This is a genomic window from Ruegeria sp. BB1 (assembly GCF_056539465.1).
The window spans coordinates 446264-462228 of sequence record NZ_JBQFVB010000001.1 but is presented as its reverse complement, the minus strand read 5'-3'; the positions used below and the strand labels follow the sequence as shown (position 1 = coordinate 462228).

Annotated in this window: 16 protein-coding genes and 1 tRNA gene; 7 read left to right on the top strand and 10 right to left on the bottom strand. The window is 57.1% G+C overall.

From position 1 onward, the window contains the following. Positions 1 to 54: 54 nt before the first annotated feature. The gene (lexA, locus tag ACR0AL_RS02360) at positions 55 to 753 is read left to right on the top strand and encodes a transcriptional repressor LexA (protein ID WP_480646826.1); all 699 of its coding nucleotides are present in this window, start codon (positions 55 to 57) and stop codon (positions 751 to 753) included. Here the strand turns inward: lexA and ACR0AL_RS02355 are convergent. Then, entirely contained in the window at positions 747 to 2798 is a 2052-nt protein-coding gene (locus ACR0AL_RS02355) for a ComEC/Rec2 family competence protein (protein ID WP_480661816.1), read from the bottom strand. The two genes, lexA and ACR0AL_RS02355, sit on opposite strands and share 7 nt — an antisense overlap. 78 nt (positions 2799 to 2876) lie before the next feature. Here ACR0AL_RS02355 and gltX point away from each other — a divergent pair, with 78 nt between their 5' ends. Both gltX and gltA read left to right on the top strand, forming a co-directional pair. Further along, on the top strand, positions 2877 to 4277 hold the full coding sequence (gltX, locus tag ACR0AL_RS02350) for a glutamate--tRNA ligase (RefSeq protein WP_480662537.1): 1401 nt from the start codon (positions 2877 to 2879) through the stop codon (positions 4275 to 4277). Positions 4278 to 4396: 119 nt separating this feature from the next. Continuing rightward, positions 4397 to 5692, top strand: coding sequence for a citrate synthase (gene gltA, locus ACR0AL_RS02345; RefSeq protein ID WP_170348831.1), 1296 nt, complete (start codon positions 4397 to 4399; stop codon positions 5690 to 5692). Positions 5693 to 5740: 48 nt separating this feature from the next. Here gltA and ACR0AL_RS02340 read toward each other — a convergent pair whose 3' ends face one another. Beyond that, on the bottom strand, positions 5741 to 6805 hold the full coding sequence (locus ACR0AL_RS02340; RefSeq protein ID WP_480661814.1) for a PA0069 family radical SAM protein: 1065 nt from the start codon (positions 6803 to 6805) through the stop codon (positions 5741 to 5743). 290 nt (positions 6806 to 7095) lie between these two features. Here ACR0AL_RS02340 and ACR0AL_RS02335 point away from each other — a divergent pair, with 290 nt between their 5' ends. Continuing rightward, positions 7096 to 7794, top strand: coding sequence for a corrinoid protein (locus ACR0AL_RS02335; RefSeq protein ID WP_170348833.1), 699 nt, complete (start codon positions 7096 to 7098; stop codon positions 7792 to 7794). Between the two features lie 89 nt (positions 7795 to 7883). Beyond that, the gene (locus tag ACR0AL_RS02330; RefSeq protein WP_226688398.1) at positions 7884 to 8549 is read left to right on the top strand and encodes a DUF1638 domain-containing protein; all 666 of its coding nucleotides are present in this window, start codon (positions 7884 to 7886) and stop codon (positions 8547 to 8549) included. 6 nt (positions 8550 to 8555) lie between these two features. Here ACR0AL_RS02330 and ACR0AL_RS02325 read toward each other — a convergent pair whose 3' ends face one another. After that, entirely contained in the window at positions 8556 to 8966 is a 411-nt protein-coding gene (locus ACR0AL_RS02325) for a SufE family protein (RefSeq protein WP_170348835.1), read from the bottom strand. Positions 8967 to 9105: 139 nt separating this feature from the next. Between ACR0AL_RS02325 and ACR0AL_RS02320 the strand changes: the two genes are divergently transcribed. Then, the gene (locus ACR0AL_RS02320) at positions 9106 to 9633 is read left to right on the top strand and encodes a hypothetical protein (protein WP_480661812.1); all 528 of its coding nucleotides are present in this window, start codon (positions 9106 to 9108) and stop codon (positions 9631 to 9633) included. Between the two features lie 6 nt (positions 9634 to 9639). Here ACR0AL_RS02320 and rnd read toward each other — a convergent pair whose 3' ends face one another. From rnd to purM, 3 genes are all read right to left on the bottom strand, one after another. Beyond that, positions 9640 to 10797 carry a ribonuclease D gene (rnd, locus tag ACR0AL_RS02315; protein ID WP_170394250.1) on the bottom strand — a complete coding sequence of 386 codons (1158 nt, stop codon included), beginning with the start codon at positions 10795 to 10797 and terminating at the stop codon, positions 9640 to 9642. Positions 10798 to 10908: 111 nt separating this feature from the next. Beyond that, positions 10909 to 11505 (bottom strand): phosphoribosylglycinamide formyltransferase, encoded by a 597-nt coding sequence (purN, locus tag ACR0AL_RS02310; protein ID WP_480661810.1) that lies wholly within the window; start codon positions 11503 to 11505, stop codon positions 10909 to 10911. Continuing rightward, a complete protein-coding gene (gene purM, locus ACR0AL_RS02305) occupies positions 11502 to 12548 on the bottom strand; it encodes a phosphoribosylformylglycinamidine cyclo-ligase (RefSeq protein WP_480661808.1) in 1047 nt (348 codons plus the stop codon). The genes purN and purM overlap by 4 nt, the downstream gene beginning before the upstream one ends. A 107-nt stretch (positions 12549 to 12655) precedes the next feature. On the opposite strand from purM, the gene ACR0AL_RS02300 reads away from it, so the two are divergent. Next, positions 12656 to 12732, top strand: a tRNA-Ile gene (locus ACR0AL_RS02300). Positions 12733 to 13142: 410 nt separating this feature from the next. Here ACR0AL_RS02300 and ACR0AL_RS02295 read toward each other — a convergent pair. The 4 genes from ACR0AL_RS02295 to ACR0AL_RS02280 form a co-directional block, all read right to left on the bottom strand. Beyond that, positions 13143 to 13313: a hypothetical protein gene (locus ACR0AL_RS02295; RefSeq protein WP_170348840.1), complete on the bottom strand. Its 171-nt coding sequence runs from the start codon at positions 13311 to 13313 to the stop codon at positions 13143 to 13145. A 258-nt stretch (positions 13314 to 13571) separates the two neighbouring features. Then, complete coding sequence (locus tag ACR0AL_RS02290) at positions 13572 to 13832, bottom strand: hypothetical protein (protein WP_170348841.1); 261 nt, start codon at positions 13830 to 13832, stop codon at positions 13572 to 13574. A 295-nt stretch (positions 13833 to 14127) separates the two neighbouring features. Continuing rightward, the gene (locus ACR0AL_RS02285) at positions 14128 to 14838 is read right to left on the bottom strand and encodes an aspartate/glutamate racemase family protein (protein WP_170348842.1); all 711 of its coding nucleotides are present in this window, start codon (positions 14836 to 14838) and stop codon (positions 14128 to 14130) included. A 126-nt stretch (positions 14839 to 14964) separates the two neighbouring features. Continuing rightward, positions 14965 to 15882: a LysR family transcriptional regulator gene (locus ACR0AL_RS02280; protein ID WP_480661806.1), complete on the bottom strand. Its 918-nt coding sequence runs from the start codon at positions 15880 to 15882 to the stop codon at positions 14965 to 14967. Between the last annotated feature and the right edge of the window lie 83 nt (positions 15883 to 15965).

Here is a 15965-nt window from a genome sequence, read left to right as displayed (position 1 = left end):
AAACGTGAACATGCGTAGAACAAAAGAAAACGCATGACCGACGAGGTGTGAGCAATGCTGACCAAGAAACAGTTGGATTTGTTGGAATTCATCCACAAACGCGTTCAGGCGGACGGTGTTCCGCCCAGTTTCGACGAAATGAAGGCCGCGCTGGATTTACGGTCGAAGTCCGGGATTCATCGCCTGATCACTGCGCTAGAAGAACGTGGCTTTATTCGTCGCCTTGCCCACCGGGCGCGCGCGATTGAGATCGTGAAGCTGCCCGAGAGTCTCGGCGGCGAACCAACGGCCGCTTTCAAACCTCGCGTGATTGAAGGCGACAGGCCCGAAGGTCCCCGCGCGGCGAATTTCGAACCGGTCACTGTAGATGCCTTGGAATTGCCAGTCATGGGCCGTATCGCAGCTGGTGTCCCGATTGAAGCGATCAGCCACGTATCGCATCGTGTGGCGGTCCCGGGCAGCATGGTTTCGGGCAAAGGCGAACATTACGCGCTTGAGGTACGTGGCGACTCGATGATCGATGCCGGTATCAATGACGGCGATGTCGTGGTGATCCGTGAAACTCGGGTTGCCGATAATGGCGATATCGTCGTGGCTCTGGTCGAAGATCAGGAAGCGACCCTGAAGCGCTTTTTCCGCCGTGGCAATGCTATCGCGCTTGAGGCTGCGAACCCCGCCTATGAAACCCGCGTTCTGCCCGAGGACAAGGTCAAGGTGCAAGGACGGCTGGTCGGGTTGATCCGCAGCTACTGATCCCGTTTTAAATTGCGGTTCTCGGCGATGGCCGGGGACCACAGGCGATGGCCGATTGCCTCTCGGCTGGTTGTTATGCGTCCTTTTGAAAACGCCAGGCTTCCGGTTTCTTTCAGGCGGTTCGGATCGAAAAGACCGCAATCCCCGTTCAGGTTCAACTCAACTGCAGACACCACGATCTGGTTTGATTGGCATTCTTCAAACCCTTGGGCCGCACGTTTTCCGGTGATGTGAATCACTTCCTTGCCCTGCCAATCAAAGCGCTGAACAGCGTTTTCTGCATCAGGCCAGCGGCTGGCCGCCTTCTTCTGATCCACCCCGTCACCGTCGTTTTCCAACCATACCGTAGCGATGAAACCGCTGCCTTTTTCTTTGCTCAGCGCGCGGCCATGTTCAGTCATGACACCCACCAACTCGCCTGAATCCGCGATCAGAACCTCGGGTCTTTGCCCCTGCCCCCACGACAAAAATGCGGACGCAACCGGTATAATCCCAATCCATTTTGCGCGGCCCTGCCACAGCGCCAGCCACAACGCCCCCAGCGCAAACATGGGCAACACGTAATGCGGCGGACTAACGACATAGCCTTGCGCGCCATCTAAGTTTGACACCTTGTCTGAAACGATCAGAATCCACTCCAACCCCAGACCCATGACATTCAATGCGACCGCCTCTAGCCCGAAAGGGGTCAGCAATGCCGCGACAAAGGCGGCGGGCACCACAATCGTGCCCATTACCGGGACCGAGAGCATATTGGCCAGCAACCCATAGTGTGACATCGTGTTGAAATGCGCCGCCCCGATAGGAGCGGTCGCAAGCCCTGCAATAGCCGAGGACAACAGCAAGCCGGTCACCGGTTTCAGCCATTTTGGACCGGGCATTGGGCCATGGTCCCGCAACTGCCCAAACACCGCGACAAGCGCCGTAGTGGCTGCAAAGGACATCTGGAAGCCTGGGCTCAACAATGTTTCTGGCCGTAGAATCAACACGATTAGGGCAGCCACGGCCACGGCCCGCAAAGAAATCGCGCGGCGGTCGATCAGGATCGCCCCCAGCATTACGCTGGCCATGACGAAAGCGCGTTCCGTTGCAACATTGCCCCCGGACAACAGCAGGTAGATGACGGCCGCGATCAACGCACAAACTGCCGCCAACTTGCGGACGGGCAACCTTAAGGCCACTGAAGGAATGGCTGACAAGCCCAACCGAAACACCAGAAAAACGAACCCCGTCAGCAACCCCATGTGAAGGCCCGAAATCGCCAGCAAATGCGCTAGGTTCGAGGCCCGCAGGGATTTTAACGTCTCTTGCCCCATGCCACTGCGATCTCCGGTTGTGACGGCGGCTGCGAACCCGCCGACCTCACCAGGCAGGATGGCACGTACCCTTTCCGAGATGGCCATACGCCAGGCAGTTACCCGGACCCCTTCGGTCGCGTCAGTTGCGGGGGCAATGGTCATCACCGGCACCCGGGTATAGCCAACCGCGCCCAGCCCTTGAAACCAGGCATGACGGCGGAAATCAAACCCACCGGGTTCAACCGGCCCTTGCGGCGGTGAGAGATGCCCGGTGGTCATGATCCTTTGCCCAGGCGCCAGGGAAACCGATCCTCCGTGCAGTGAAAGCCGGACGCGCTGCGGTCTGCGATCTGCGGGCACATCCCCTATGCGCACCCGATCCAGCGTGACCCGCAACGCGTCCGACGCAGAGCGATCCATGGCTACGACCCGCCCCTCGATCGGGCCGTAGTAACGCCAGGACAGGACCGGCTCTGCGACCGTATGGGCTCGGGCGCCGGCCAGTATAAAACCGGACGCGATCAGCGCGCCCCCCGTTGCCAACGCAGCCCAGCCAGTGCGCCGCGTGCGGCCAACCCAGACCAGCAACGTGATCCCAAGTAGAAGACAGGCATAGACCTGCCATTCCGGTTCAAACCGAAGGCTGAAATAGAGGCCGATGCCAACTGCCAGACAAATCGGAGACCACTGGAACAAATACCCTGTCTGGTTCAGCAAAGCGGCGTCGACCCGTGTCAGAACACGCATGGTTGCCCCCGTCCTTCGGGCTCGTTAGACAGACGCCAAACTATGCCCGACACGGTTACCAAAAGGTTAATCCACACAATGTCCGATCAGGTCGTCACCCGTTTCGCCCCCTCGCCCACCGGTTTTTTGCATATCGGCGGTGCCCGCACTGCGTTGTTCAACTGGCTCTATGCTCGTGGTCGTGGCGGTAAGTTCCTGCTGCGGATCGAAGACACGGATCGCGAACGCTCGACGCCTGAGGCGACAGCCGCAATTCTGCAAGGCATGGAATGGCTTGGCCTAGATCACGATGGTGATGTAATCAGCCAGTTTGAGGGTGCCACACGCCATGCCGAGGTCGCTTACCAGCTTCTGGCCGAAGGTAAAGCCTATAAGTGTTTTTCAACCCAGGATGAAATTGCAGCCTTTCGTGAGCAGGCTCGGGCCGACGGCAAGTCCACCCTGTTTCGCAGCCCTTGGCGTGACGCTGATCCGGCCACCCATCCAGATGCACCTTTTGTAATCCGTATCAAGGCCCCACAGGACGGCGCCACCGTGATCCGCGATCAGGTGCAGGGGGATGTGACCATTCGCAACGATCAGCTGGACGACATGGTCCTTTTGCGCTCGGACGGAACACCGGTTTATATGCTGGCTGTGGTGGTGGATGATCACGACATGGGCGTGACGCATGTGATACGGGGCGACGATCACCTCAACAACGCTGCTCGCCAGATGATGATCTACGAGGCGATGGGTTGGGACGTTCCGGTATGGGCACATATCCCGCTGATTCACGGACCAGACGGTAAGAAACTGTCGAAGCGTCACGGTGCCTTGGGCGCACAGGAATATCAGGCGATGGGCTATCCTGCCGCTGGCATGCGCAACTATCTCGCGCGTTTGGGCTGGAGCCACGGCGACGATGAGTTTTTTACCGACGAGCAGGCCAAAGAGTGGTTTGATTTGGACGGAATCGGCAAAAGTCCGGCCCGCTTTGATCTGAAAAAGCTTGAGAATCTCTGCGGTCAGCATATCGCGACGTCTGATGATGCTGCGCTGCGGCATGAAATCGAAGCTTATCTGGATGCGGCGGGCCTTCCTGCTCTCACTCAGACACAATCTAGTGTTCTTGAACGTGCAATGTATTGCCTGAAGGATCGCGCCCGAACCTTCCCGGAATTGCTTGAAAAAGCACACTTTGCGCTGATTTCCCGCCCGATTGAGCCGGATGAGAAAGCGGCAAAAGCACTGCAAACAGTATCCGACGGTATACTAAGTGAATTGACGCCGCATGTGCAAAATGCTAGCTGGTTGCGGAACGAACTGGAGGAAACCCTCAATGCCTTTGCAGAAGCGAAAGGCATCAAGTTCGGCAAGCTGGCTGGGCCCTTGCGGGCGGCTTTGGCGGGTCGGGCAGTGACTCCTTCGGTGTTTGACATGATGCTTGTGCTGGGGCGTGAAGAAACCTTGGCACGGCTTTCCGACGCAGCAAAATGACCCTGGCTTAATATTCAGGTAACGCTGCTTCGTTACGACCGGTCAACACTTTGGTGTGTGACCGCTGACCGCGCGCAGGCCGCTCACCCGGCGTGCTCATGAACGAAGAAGGGACAACGATGACCGACAGCAAAAAAACAGCCACTCTTACCGTACATGGTGAAAATTACGAGTTGCCGGTTCACTCGCCAACCGTTGGCCCGGATGTGATCGACATTCGCAAACTGTACAGTGATGCGGGTGTGTTCACCTATGATCCGGGCTTCACCTCGACAGCCAGCTGCGACAGCACCATCACCTATATTGACGGCGATAAGGGTGAACTGTTGCACCGCGGCTATCCGATCGACCAACTGGCCGAGAAATCGCACTTCCTCGAAGTGTGCTACCTGTTGCTGTACGGAGAGCTGCCAGTCGCAAAAGATCTGGAGAAGTTCGAGACCACGATCACTCGCCACACCATGATGCACGAACAGATGCAGTATTTCTATCGCGGGTTCCGTCGCGATGCGCATCCTATGGCAATCATGGTTGGCGTCGTCGGTGCAATGTCGGCTTTCTATCATGACTCGACAGATATTCATGACCCACGTCAGCGCGAGATTGCGTCGCACCGTCTGATCGCCAAGATGCCGACCATCGCAGCCTGGGCATACAAGTATCACACCGGTCAGCCCTTCGTGTATCCGCGCAACGACCTGGACTATGCGTCGAACTTCCTACGCATGTGCTTCAGCGTTCCGGCCGAAGAGTATGATGTTAACCCGATCCTCAGCCGCGCGATGGACCGCATCTTTACCCTGCACGCGGATCATGAACAGAACGCTTCGACCTCGACCGTGCGTCTGGCTTCAAGCTCGGGTGCGAACCCGTTTGCCTGTATCGCGGCCGGTATCGCCTGTCTGTGGGGTCCGGCCCATGGTGGCGCCAACCAAGCGTGTCTGGAGATGCTGGAAGAGATCGGTTCAGTGGATCGCATCCCTGAATACATTGCCCGCGCCAAGGACAAGGATGATCCGTTCCGCCTGATGGGCTTTGGCCACCGCGTCTACAAGAACTTTGACCCGCGCGCCAAGGTGATGAAGCAATCCGCTGACGAAGTGCTGGATCTGCTGGGCATCGAAGACAATCCAAAACTGCAGGTCGCCAAAGAGCTTGAGCGAGAAGCGCTGGAAGATCCGTATTTCGCCGAGAAAAAGCTGTTCCCGAATGTCGACTTCTATTCGGGCATCATCCTCGAGGCGATGGGTTTCCCAACCTCGATGTTCACGCCGATCTTCGCCCTGTCGCGCACCGTTGGCTGGGTCAGCCAATGGAAAGAGATGATCGCCGATCCACAGAACAAGATCGGTCGCCCGCGCCAGCTGTATCTGGGCGAAACCATGCGTGATTACGTGGATATCGAAAACCGCTGATTGCAGCGATGAAATGCTTAAGCCCCGGACCTGCGTCCGGGGCTTCTTTCATAGTAGGCTCAACTGATCGCCGATCTGAGCCGGGCGGGCAAACAGGTCGCATCGCAGGGGCGGTGTCCGCGTTACAAGGCCTAGGCGCTTGACCGCCAAGGCAAACCGTTTGGCAATCAACCCAGCATATTCACCCTCACCCCGCATCCGGTGGCCCCAGCGCGGGTCATAGTCCCTGCCCCCGTGCATTTCGCGCAGCTTGGACATGATCTTTTCCGCCCGCGCGGGTTCGTGATCCTGCAACCACTCCTGCCACAACGTCGATACTTCACGCGGTAAGCGCAACATGATCCAACTGGCAGCATCCGCGCCCGCCTCACGCCCCGCCTCCAGCAGGTGTTCCAACTCATGATCCGTCAGACCAGGCACTATGGGAGACGTCATGACCCGCACCGGCACCCCAGCTTCGGTCAAGCGGCGTATCATGGCCAATCGGCGCTGTGGTGAGGGCGCGCGCGGCTCCATCCGACGGGACAGATTAGCATCCAGAGTGGTCAGGGATATCCCGACCCGCACCAACCCTTGCTGAGCCATGTGCGCCAGGATGTCCAAGTCCCGTTCGACCAAGGCCCCCTTGGTGACGATGGCGATGGGGTGATTGAATTCTTGCAGAACCGACAGGCAGCCTCTTGTAATCGCGCGGGTTTTCTCAATCGGTTGGTAAGGGTCCGTGTTGGTACCCAAGGCAATGGGTGCAACCTTGTACCCTTTGGCCGACAACTCCTTGCGCAGGATATCCGCTGCGTTTGGCCGTGCGATCAGGCGGGTTTCGAAATCCAGCCCCGGCGATAGCCCAAGATAGGCATGGGTCGGGCGGGCGAAACAATAGACACAACCATGCTCACACCCGCGATACGGGTTGATCGAGCGATCAAACGGCAAATCCGGCGAACGGTTATAGGTAATCAGGCTGCGCGCGACCTCGTCCCGAACATCGGTTCGCAAAGGCGGCAGGTCCTCGTCGATATCCCAGCCATCGTCGCAAGGGATGGTGTCGAATTGTTCGAACCGTCCAGTGGTATTTGTGGCGGCTCCTCGGCCGCGAATATGCAGTGCAACCATGTTTGTTCTCGTTATGTTCCTTTGATTGGGTATAACGGCAATCCCGAATACTCGCAAGCACAGCATTCGAGGCCGCGCAGGTATCAACCGCGTGGTTATCCACCAGTAAAATGAACCAGATGCAGGATCATCTTGCAGATAATTCTGTCGAGAGACGCGAAAATTTGACGTATAGGTCGGTCCCGAAACGACTGAGGTCGCAATCGTCACAGTCAAACTGCGACGTTTTGGCCAAAACGGAAAAAATGCCACCACGGGCCTATGGCTCGCACAGCTCAGGGAAACGCCCCATGTCTGAAGAAGAAGACATCGTCCTGTCCGAACTGAATGACGACGAACTTGTCGAGCAGATGTTCGACGATCTTTATGACGGCCTGAAAGAAGAGATCGAAGAAGGTGTGAACATCCTGCTTGAACGCGGATGGACGCCTTACGACATCCTGACCAAGGCTCTGGTCGGTGGCATGACCATCGTGGGCCACGACTTCCGCGACGGTATTCTTTTCGTGCCCGAGGTTCTGTTGGCTGCAAACGCCATGAAGGGCGGTATGTTTATCCTCAAGCCGCTGCTGGCCGAAACCGGCGCACCGCGCGTGGGTAAGATGGTGATCGGCACCGTCAAAGGCGACATCCACGACATCGGCAAGAACCTTGTGTCGATGATGATGGAGGGCGCTGGCTTTGAGGTGGTCGATATCGGCATCAACAACCCGGTTGAAAACTATCTGGAAGCGCTTGAAACCGAAGAGCCGGATATTCTGGGCATGTCCGCCCTGCTGACCACGACCATGCCTTACATGAAGGTCGTGATCGACACGCTGGTCGAACAAGGTAAACGCGAAGACTATATCGTTCTGGTTGGCGGCGCGCCGCTGAACGAGGAATTCGGCAAAGCCATCGGTGCGGATGCTTATTGCCGTGACGCAGCCGTTGCGGTTGAAACCGCCAAGGATTTCGTCTCGCGCAAGCACAACCAACTGGCCGGTTAACCGGACGCGCAGGTTATTCTGGGGCCGTCCGGGTTTCGGGCGGCCTTTTTTGTTACACTGACAGTCGCGTAGAATCCGAGAAGCACCCAATGCAGCAAGATAAATTGCCAGACGATGCCAGCCTGACGACCAAGGGCTACGAATCCGGTGAGCACGGGCGCATCCTGCTGTTGGCCTGTGGCGCGCTGGCGCGTGAGATTCTGGACCTGAAGCAACGCAATGGCTGGGATCACATGGCGCTGACCTGCCTGCCCGCGATTTTTCACATCCAACCTGACAAGATCATTCCGGCGGTACAAGAGGCCGTCGCCAAACACCGTGACGACTATGACCAGATCTTTGTGGTCTATGCCGATTGCGGAACGGGTGGCCTGCTGCAGCAAGCCTGCGAAGACCTGGGCGTCGAGATGGTCAAAGGCCCCCATTGTTATTCCTTCTTCGAAGGAAATCAGGCGTTTGAAGCACATGGTGATGAGGAAACCACCGCCTTTTACCTGACGGACTTTCTAGCCCGGCAGTTTGATGCCTTTGTATGGAAACCGCTGGGGCTGGACCGACACCCCGAGTTGCTTAGCATGTATTTCGGCAACTACACCAAGCTGGTCTATCAAGCGCAAATCGACGATCCGGACCTGACGGCCCGTGCTCGTGAATGTGCCGAGCGGATGGGTTTGAAATTCGAACGTCGCCTGACCGGCTATGGCGATTTGGAAACCACCCTGACCGATTGGGCAAAACGTAAGCCGAGAGCCTGAATAGCGTCAGGCGTTTTCCTGCGCCACTTCGCGGATGCGTTCAATCATTGCCCGCAACCCGTTCGATCGCTGAGCAGACAGGTGATCATTCAGACCCAAGCGCGCCAGCTCTCCGCCTGCGTCTACCTTGGGAACTTCGCTGACGGGCAACCCGTTATATAAGGAACGCAATACCGCGATCAGACCGCGTACGATCAGCGCATCGCTGTCCCCGTCGAACCGGAAAACCCGATCTTCGATGATCGGGTGCAACCAGACCTGGCTTGCGCAGCCGTGGACCTTGGTGGCCGGCACTTTTAGTGCGTCCTCCAGCGGCTCCATCGCTTTGCCCTGGTCGATGACGTGGCGGTACCGGTCTTCCCAGTCCTCCAGAAACTCGAAATCCTCGACGATCTCTTCAAAGGCAGGCGTTGCCATGTCGCGGCGGTCCTTTCGTTGCAATCACAATTGTGAACTATGCCTCCGATCTATGCCTGTCCACCCCCCTACGCGGCTTTTCAATCAACAGAAATTGCGATAACCCATTGCTGGACTTACAGCTCTGGACGTTGGGACCATGCAAAAATCGTTTACTGTTCTCTTGGTGGCTACCCTGGCCCTGTCTGCCTGCAACAGCTGGCGCGAGTCACGGGTGAACCCGTCCAACTGGTTCGGTTCAAGCACGTCAGCCCCGCCGCCGGAAACAGCGACCTATGACGCGAACGCTCTTGTGCCCGAAACAAGGGAAGGCGGTGGGTTGCTCTCAAGGCCAACCCCCGAGGATACAAGCGTTCCGATCGCGAAGATTGATGAACTGAGGATTGAGCCGACCCCGAACGGTGCAATCGTCTACGCCTCGGGGACGGCAATCCGGCAAGGTGCTTATGACGCCCGATTGGTTCGCGTGGACAGTGAAGAAAACCAGAAGAACGGCGTTTTGGAGTTCACTTTCCGGGTAACCTATCCCGTGCGCGCAACGAATACGGGAACAGAACGGTCTCGAATGGTGTCCGACGCCATCAATATCAGCAAAAAAGACTTGGAAAATACTCGTCTGGTGCGGGTTGTAGGGCAGCAGAACGCATTGGAATCGCGGCGCCGTTAATCGGCGCTAAAGCGATACAACTTTGACGTTCTGACCTTTGGCCGCCAGCGCGATTTTACCTTCACACAGTTTCAAGGCGTCTTCGCCGAACACCTCAAACCGCCAACCTGACATCGCAGGCAGTTCCCGCTCACCCGCTGCGATCTGATCCAATTCCGAGCTGGTGGCTATCAGTTTGGCTGCCACGCCCGAGCTTTCGGTTTTCGATTTCAGCAACACCCGCAGCAAATCCGCCAGCGCCGGGTTCACCTTCAGTTTGTCTCTGCTGTTGTCGACTTGCGGCAGCTGATCCGCAGGGCAATTCACCCCTTTTTTGACGGCGCTTAGAATACCATCGGCAATCGCGCCCTTTCGGGCCTCGCGCAGCAACAAGCGCGAGCCGCCCAGATCCGAGGGCGATTTGGGCTTGGTTGATGCCAGCTCGATCAGCGCATCATCCTTGAAGACCCGGCTGCGCGGCACATTGTTTTCCTGCGCATAAGCCTCGCGAAACTGCGCCAGTTCGCGCACCACGGCCAGAAATTTGGCGGAATTCGTCCGGGTCTTTACACGTTTCCATGCATCTTTGGGGTGAATGTCATAGGTCGCAGGATGGGTCAGCGTGCGCAACTCCTCTGCCACCCAATGACTGCGCTGCGATTTTTGCAATTGCGCTGCGAGATATTCATAGATTTGGCGCAGATGGGTGACATCCGCCAGCGCATAGGTCTTTTGCGCCTCGGATAGCGGGCGGCGGGACCAATCGGTAAACCGCGAGGTCTTGTCGACCCCCTGCTTGCAGATCTTGCGCACCAGCGTTTCATAACCCACCTGCTCACCAAAGCCACAAACCATTGCTGCAACTTGCGTGTCGAACAGCGGTTTCGGAAAGACACCGGCTTCGACCCAGAAAATTTCAAGATCCTGACGCGCGGCATGGAAGACCTTGACCACATCGTCGTTGCCGAACAGCTCATAAAGCGGGTCCAGAGACAAACCATCAGCCAGCGGATCGACCAGAACCGCGCTGTCTTCGTCATCAGACGGAACTGCCAGCTGTATCAGGCAAAGCTTTGAATAATAGGTCCGCTCGCGCAGAAACTCGGTATCTACGGTGACATAGTCATATTCCGCCGCGGCCTTGCAGAAATCGGCCAGCTCTTGCGTCGTTGTCAGGGTTTTCATGCGCGGTGCTGTTCTTGCTCTTGTTTTCTTCGGCTGATCGTCTCTTCCGTACCTAGCCGTAGTGCAGACCATAGGCCGAATTTAACACGCGTGTAAATCACTCTGGGACGTTCAGGGCAGCAACACCGGAGTCCGGTCGCCACTGGCGTAACGGCGCAACACTGCAGGATAAAGTTTATGCTCCCAAACCAGCACACGAGCAGCCAAAGTGTCGGGCGTGTCGCCGGCTTCGATGTTTACCCGTGCCTGCCCCAGGATCGGTCCGTCATCCAGCGCTGCCGTAACCTCGTGAACCGAACATCCATGTTCGGCATCCCCGGCCTCGATCGCGCGGGCATGGGTGTTGAGGCCTTTGTATTTCGGCAACAATGAGGGGTGAATATTCAACATCCGCCTCTGAAAGCGTGAAACGAAATCACCAGTCAGAACACGCATGAACCCCGCAAGACAGACAATATCCGGTTGCGCCTCTTCCAACGGCTTCAGCAGCTCTGCTTCAAACGCAGCGCGGTCGCCCTTGAAGGGGCGGTGATCTACCGCAGCCGTCGGGATGCCACGGTCCGCGGCCTTTTTCAGCCCGCCCGCCGTTGCGTCATTCGACAGAACCAGACACGTGCGTGCCGGGTGATCGCCGACCATGCTGTCGACCAGCGACACCATGTTGGACCCACCCCCCGAAATCAGGATGGCGACGCGCTTGTGACTCACAACAGTTTGCCCGAATAGGCCATGCCGGGCGTGTCGGTCACGGTGCCGATGCGCGCAACCGTTTCTCCGGCCTCGGCCAGCAGAGCGGCCAGTTCATCGGCGCTGTCTTCGGCGCAGACGACAATCATGCCGATGCCGCAGTTGAAGGTCTTCAGCATCTCGGCCTCGACGATACCACCGGTTTCCGCCATCCAGCGGAAGACGGGCGGCAGGTCCCAGGCGTTCAAGTCGATCTCCGCACCCAGCCCCTCGGGCAGCACGCGCGGCAGGTTTTCGGTCAGACCGCCGCCGGTGATATGGGCCAGCGCGTGTACGCCCCCTGCCCGGATCGCCTGCAGGGCGGGTTTCACGTACAACCGCGTCGGCGTCAGCAGCGCCTCACCCAGCGACCCGTCGCCAAGAGGCGATGCGGCATCCCAGCCCAGACCCGAGATTTCAACCAGCTTGCGCACCAGCGAATAGCCGTTGGAATGCACCCCGTTCGAGGCCAACCCCAGTAGCACGTCGCCCCGCTGCACACCCGCAGGCAGGTGTGCGCCACGCTCCATCGCGCCGACCGAAAAGCCAGCCAGATCGAAATCGCCATCGGGATACATGCCCGGCATCTCAGCCGTTTCACCGCCGATCAGGGCGCAACCGGACTGCACACAGCCCTCGGCAATACCTTCGATGATCCGCGCGGCGGTGTCGGTGTCCAGCTTGCCCGTGGCGAAATAGTCCAGGAAGAACAGCGGCTCGGCCCCCTGACAGATCAGGTCGTTGACGCACATTGCCACCAGGTCGATACCAACACCGTCGACCACACCGGTATCAATGGCAATCCGCAGCTTGGTGCCCACACCGTCGGTCGCGCCCACAAGAATCGGGTCCTGATATCCGGCGTCTTTCAGATCGAACAAGGCACCAAACCCGCCCAGACCGCTCATTACGCCCGAGCGGTTGGTGCGCTTGGCCGCAGGCTTGATCCGGTCGACCAGAGCGTTCCCCGCATCAATATCAACGCCTGCATCGGCATAGGTGATTCCGTTCTTGCCCGTAGTCATGGCCAGCCCCTTATGAATGGTTCCCGCGCGGGTTAGTCGATTGTTGGGCATCTTGCAACGGTCAGGCTTGACGCGGCCGTTCACCGTGATACTCAAAGCGCTCAGGCGGGCCTGTAGCTCAATTGGTTAGAGCAGAGCGCTCATAACGCTTTGGTTGCGGGTTCAAGTCCTGCCGGGCCTACCAAATCACCGCAAAACTGGTTTTCAGAAGGCAAGCAAGGGAACGCTGTTTCTGTGGTTGTTGCGTGATCCAAAGTCGGATCAGACCGAACCAGAACAACACGCATTACTGATAGACCAGAAGTCACTTGCCAGGCCGGTCAATCGTATCAAGAAGCTAGATACCCCTAGAACCCAAAGATCCCGCGCTGACCTGAAGGATACTTAAATGGCCTACACTGAGCGCAGTTGGGGAAAAATACGATGCGGATTACCTTAAGAACTGGATTAACAGTGCCCGCGTTGCCCAAATCTGGGATGGCGAGCAACGCGGGCCATAGTCTGGTCAGGGGTTGCCCAGACTAAAGGGACAAAAAGGATACGCGGCAACGCAGGCGCTGGATCACTCGCTGCTTTCGATGCTCAGTAGGATTTCTAATTTGGAGGCTCACCAAAATAACCACCAAGATAGGCTATTACCGAGGCAATTACGCCAATCACGATCACAATAGATATCAATGCGCCGCTACTCCTTGAGTAATAGCCGAGCGTCAAAAGCCCAACGACAAAAATGCCAACTAAAAAATATAATACAGTGTTGTCCATTGCTAATCCCCGACCGCGAAAAACATTTCGTCACTATAAGATAAAAAATCGCCTCAAGTTTAGTGGATACAAAACGCCTTACTCGACTGCAGAGCCTTCACATGCATTCCCTAACCAAAAAAACCGCGTTGTTCGGAGATGTACCTTTACAAACAACGCGGCGACAGTTTGGGGTAGTGTAGGCTATTCGGAGCACGTCAGGGATTGGACCAAATGCCCCGGATTACGATGGCTCCCCATCATTGGGGGGAGGCAAGGTCACTCTTTGGGATCAGCCGCTTCGGCTTTTTGGAAAACGGCTAACGTTACAAACAATCCACCAATCAGCAGCATGTGGCCCACCGCAGTGATTCCGAAAACGAAATAGCTGCCAATCATAAGTGAAAAAATTGCACTCCACATCCACGCCAACATCTGCATCAGCATATGCGCTGTAGATAGAGAGTATTTCTTGAGTGGGTTCTTGGTCTCATCCATTACCGAATCCCACGTCGATTTTACGTCGAAACTATTGGTCATGACTTCCTCCCATTACAAAAGGAATACGGGTCGATCGGTGCTTTAGACCAAAAATTTGCATCATCTTATCATCTGCAATATCTCATTCGCGTGATCTGTGATCGCGCGACTGACGTCTCCAAGTGCCGGCACCGGCCACTAGAAAATCCTGCAAAGTGAAGAAGATATACTACGGCAATTACGCCAATAAAACCGACTCGAGGTGTCGAATCCGCGTGAAATTCATCGTTTAACTTGCACGGGCACGTAGCGCGTTGAATGGATGCAAAACACGTCGCCGCTCAGCGTTAGCCACTCAGTAAACCGGCGGCCTTAACCCTGCCTGAAACCAGCTGACCAGAGAGACGATGGAATACACCGGCAGCCCCGTCGCCGATTGAATATCGGCCGCGTAGGGGCACATGTTTGTGCATTCCAGCACCAACGCGCCGAGGTCGGGATGGGCCTCTTTCATCGCCAGGGCGGCCTCGACATTGTCGGCGCGGGCCTTGTCTACGTCCAGCGTCAGTTCATTATCCAAGATCGCGCGCGTGAATTCCTGCCCGCCCTCGGTCGAGCCGATGGGCGTGCCCTCTGGCACCTGTGCGCTGCGCAAATGGGCCTCGGTCAGGGTCGAGGCCGAGATAGTCAGCACCCCTGCCCGTTTGCCCGCAGGCAATACCTTGTTCACCATTTCGACCTGCATCAGCGAGGATGTGACAACGGGCACCGGGACTGCCTGAGACAGCTCTTTCTGAAACAGCGACAGGAACCCGCAATTGGTGGTGATCCCGTCGACGCCCTCGTCAACCAGCTCGCGCGCGGCATCGACAAAGGCGTCCAGCATCCCCTGCGCTCCACGACGCACCACCAGATCGGGTGAGGCGTTCCGGACAATGCGGAAATGCACCGGAAACGGCCAAGTCAGCGCGTTGCCCATGTCGCCGGGAATGCGGGGAAAGCGTGCGTCCAGCATCAGGATACCCACCGATGCGCCGTAAAGTGATTTGCCACCAGTTGCGATCATTCCTCAAACCTTTTCATTTCCGGACACGTTCTGCAGGGGTCTGTTCGCCATTCGAAACGCGACGACGTGGGCAGAGTTTGCACAGACCGGATAAAGGTCAATAGGCAAAAACTGAGCGCTTGGCATTCAAACGCTGTCGCCGCCATGCGCGTTGGTGGAAAAAGACGCCATCGCGGGCACAAGTTGGTCCAGAAACTCCCGCGCGATGGTCGACAAAGGACGCCCTTTGGCGGTGATAATCGCCAGTTCCAACGTCACCGCGGGCCGAAATGGGCGGGTCTGATATCCGCGCTCAGTATCAAAGGCGACGGTAAATGGGTCGATGACTGCAACACCCATGCCCTGTTTGACAAAGCTCAGCAGGTTTTCGGACAGATGTGTATGAATTTGCGTGCGCCAAGTCCGGTGCGCCGCCTGAAAAACATCCCGTGTCCCACGATAGGTCTGATGCTCGGGGCCCATCACGATAAAGGGCTCGTCCTCTAGCAACTCAGGGGTCAGCACGTCGTATTGGGCCAAATGGCTGCCTTCGGGAAATGTGGCCAATGTTTCAAAGCGGAACACCTGAGCATTGAGCGTATCGTGCAGAATTGGCACCTCGACAATGCCGACCTCGAACAGGCCCGAGATCACCCATTCCTGAATCTTGGACGAGTATTGCGATTGAAAACTGACCGACAGATTGGGGCGGCTGGCGGCGAAGCGCGCGATTTCCCGTGGCATGAATCCAAACGACAGCATGTGCGGTGCGGCCACTTGCAGCTGACCGGGATGTTTGTTCTGCAAATCCGTCACGGCCTGCGCCACGTGATCCAACCCGCGTACGACGGTGTCCACCTCGCGGTACAGCAAATCAGCTTCGGGGGTTGGTAACAGACGGCCCTTGTTGCGTTCAAACAGCGGCAGACGAGCTTCGCGTTCTAGCTGAGCCAGAAGATTACTGATCCCGGGTTGTGATATCCCCAGAACCGAAGCCGCCCCAGTCACCGTTCCCGTCTCCATAATCGCGTGAAACGCCTGCAATTGCCGAAACCTTAAAGACATTGACATTCCCACATCATTTTTTCTGATACCCTTGCCACAATATAGTATTTGAAATGATATAGCTATCGCGGCACGGTTCCCCC

Bases quoted from the DNA above. Each gene is read 5' to 3' on its own strand.
- lexA (WP_480646826.1), top strand. From the start codon at position 55: ATGCTGACCAAGAAACAGTTGGATTTGTTGGAATTCATCCACAAACGC.
- ACR0AL_RS02355 (WP_480661816.1), bottom strand. From the start codon at position 2,798: ATGCGTGTTCTGACACGGGTCGACGCCGCTTTGCTGAACCAGACAGGG.
- gltX (WP_480662537.1), top strand. From the start codon at position 2,877: ATGTCCGATCAGGTCGTCACCCGTTTCGCCCCCTCGCCCACCGGTTTT.
- gltA (WP_170348831.1), top strand. From the start codon at position 4,397: ATGACCGACAGCAAAAAAACAGCCACTCTTACCGTACATGGTGAAAAT.
- ACR0AL_RS02340 (WP_480661814.1), bottom strand. From the start codon at position 6,805: ATGGTTGCACTGCATATTCGCGGCCGAGGAGCCGCCACAAATACCACT.
- ACR0AL_RS02335 (WP_170348833.1), top strand. From the start codon at position 7,096: ATGTCTGAAGAAGAAGACATCGTCCTGTCCGAACTGAATGACGACGAA.
- ACR0AL_RS02330 (WP_226688398.1), top strand. From the start codon at position 7,884: ATGCAGCAAGATAAATTGCCAGACGATGCCAGCCTGACGACCAAGGGC.
- ACR0AL_RS02325 (WP_170348835.1), bottom strand. From the start codon at position 8,966: ATGGCAACGCCTGCCTTTGAAGAGATCGTCGAGGATTTCGAGTTTCTG.
- ACR0AL_RS02320 (WP_480661812.1), top strand. From the start codon at position 9,106: ATGCAAAAATCGTTTACTGTTCTCTTGGTGGCTACCCTGGCCCTGTCT.
- rnd (WP_170394250.1), bottom strand. From the start codon at position 10,797: ATGAAAACCCTGACAACGACGCAAGAGCTGGCCGATTTCTGCAAGGCC.
- purM (WP_480661808.1), bottom strand. From the start codon at position 12,548: ATGACTACGGGCAAGAACGGAATCACCTATGCCGATGCAGGCGTTGAT.
- ACR0AL_RS02295 (WP_170348840.1), bottom strand. From the start codon at position 13,313: ATGGACAACACTGTATTATATTTTTTAGTTGGCATTTTTGTCGTTGGG.
- ACR0AL_RS02290 (WP_170348841.1), bottom strand. From the start codon at position 13,832: ATGACCAATAGTTTCGACGTAAAATCGACGTGGGATTCGGTAATGGAT.
- ACR0AL_RS02285 (WP_170348842.1), bottom strand. From the start codon at position 14,838: ATGATCGCAACTGGTGGCAAATCACTTTACGGCGCATCGGTGGGTATC.
- ACR0AL_RS02280 (WP_480661806.1), bottom strand. From the start codon at position 15,882: ATGTCTTTAAGGTTTCGGCAATTGCAGGCGTTTCACGCGATTATGGAG.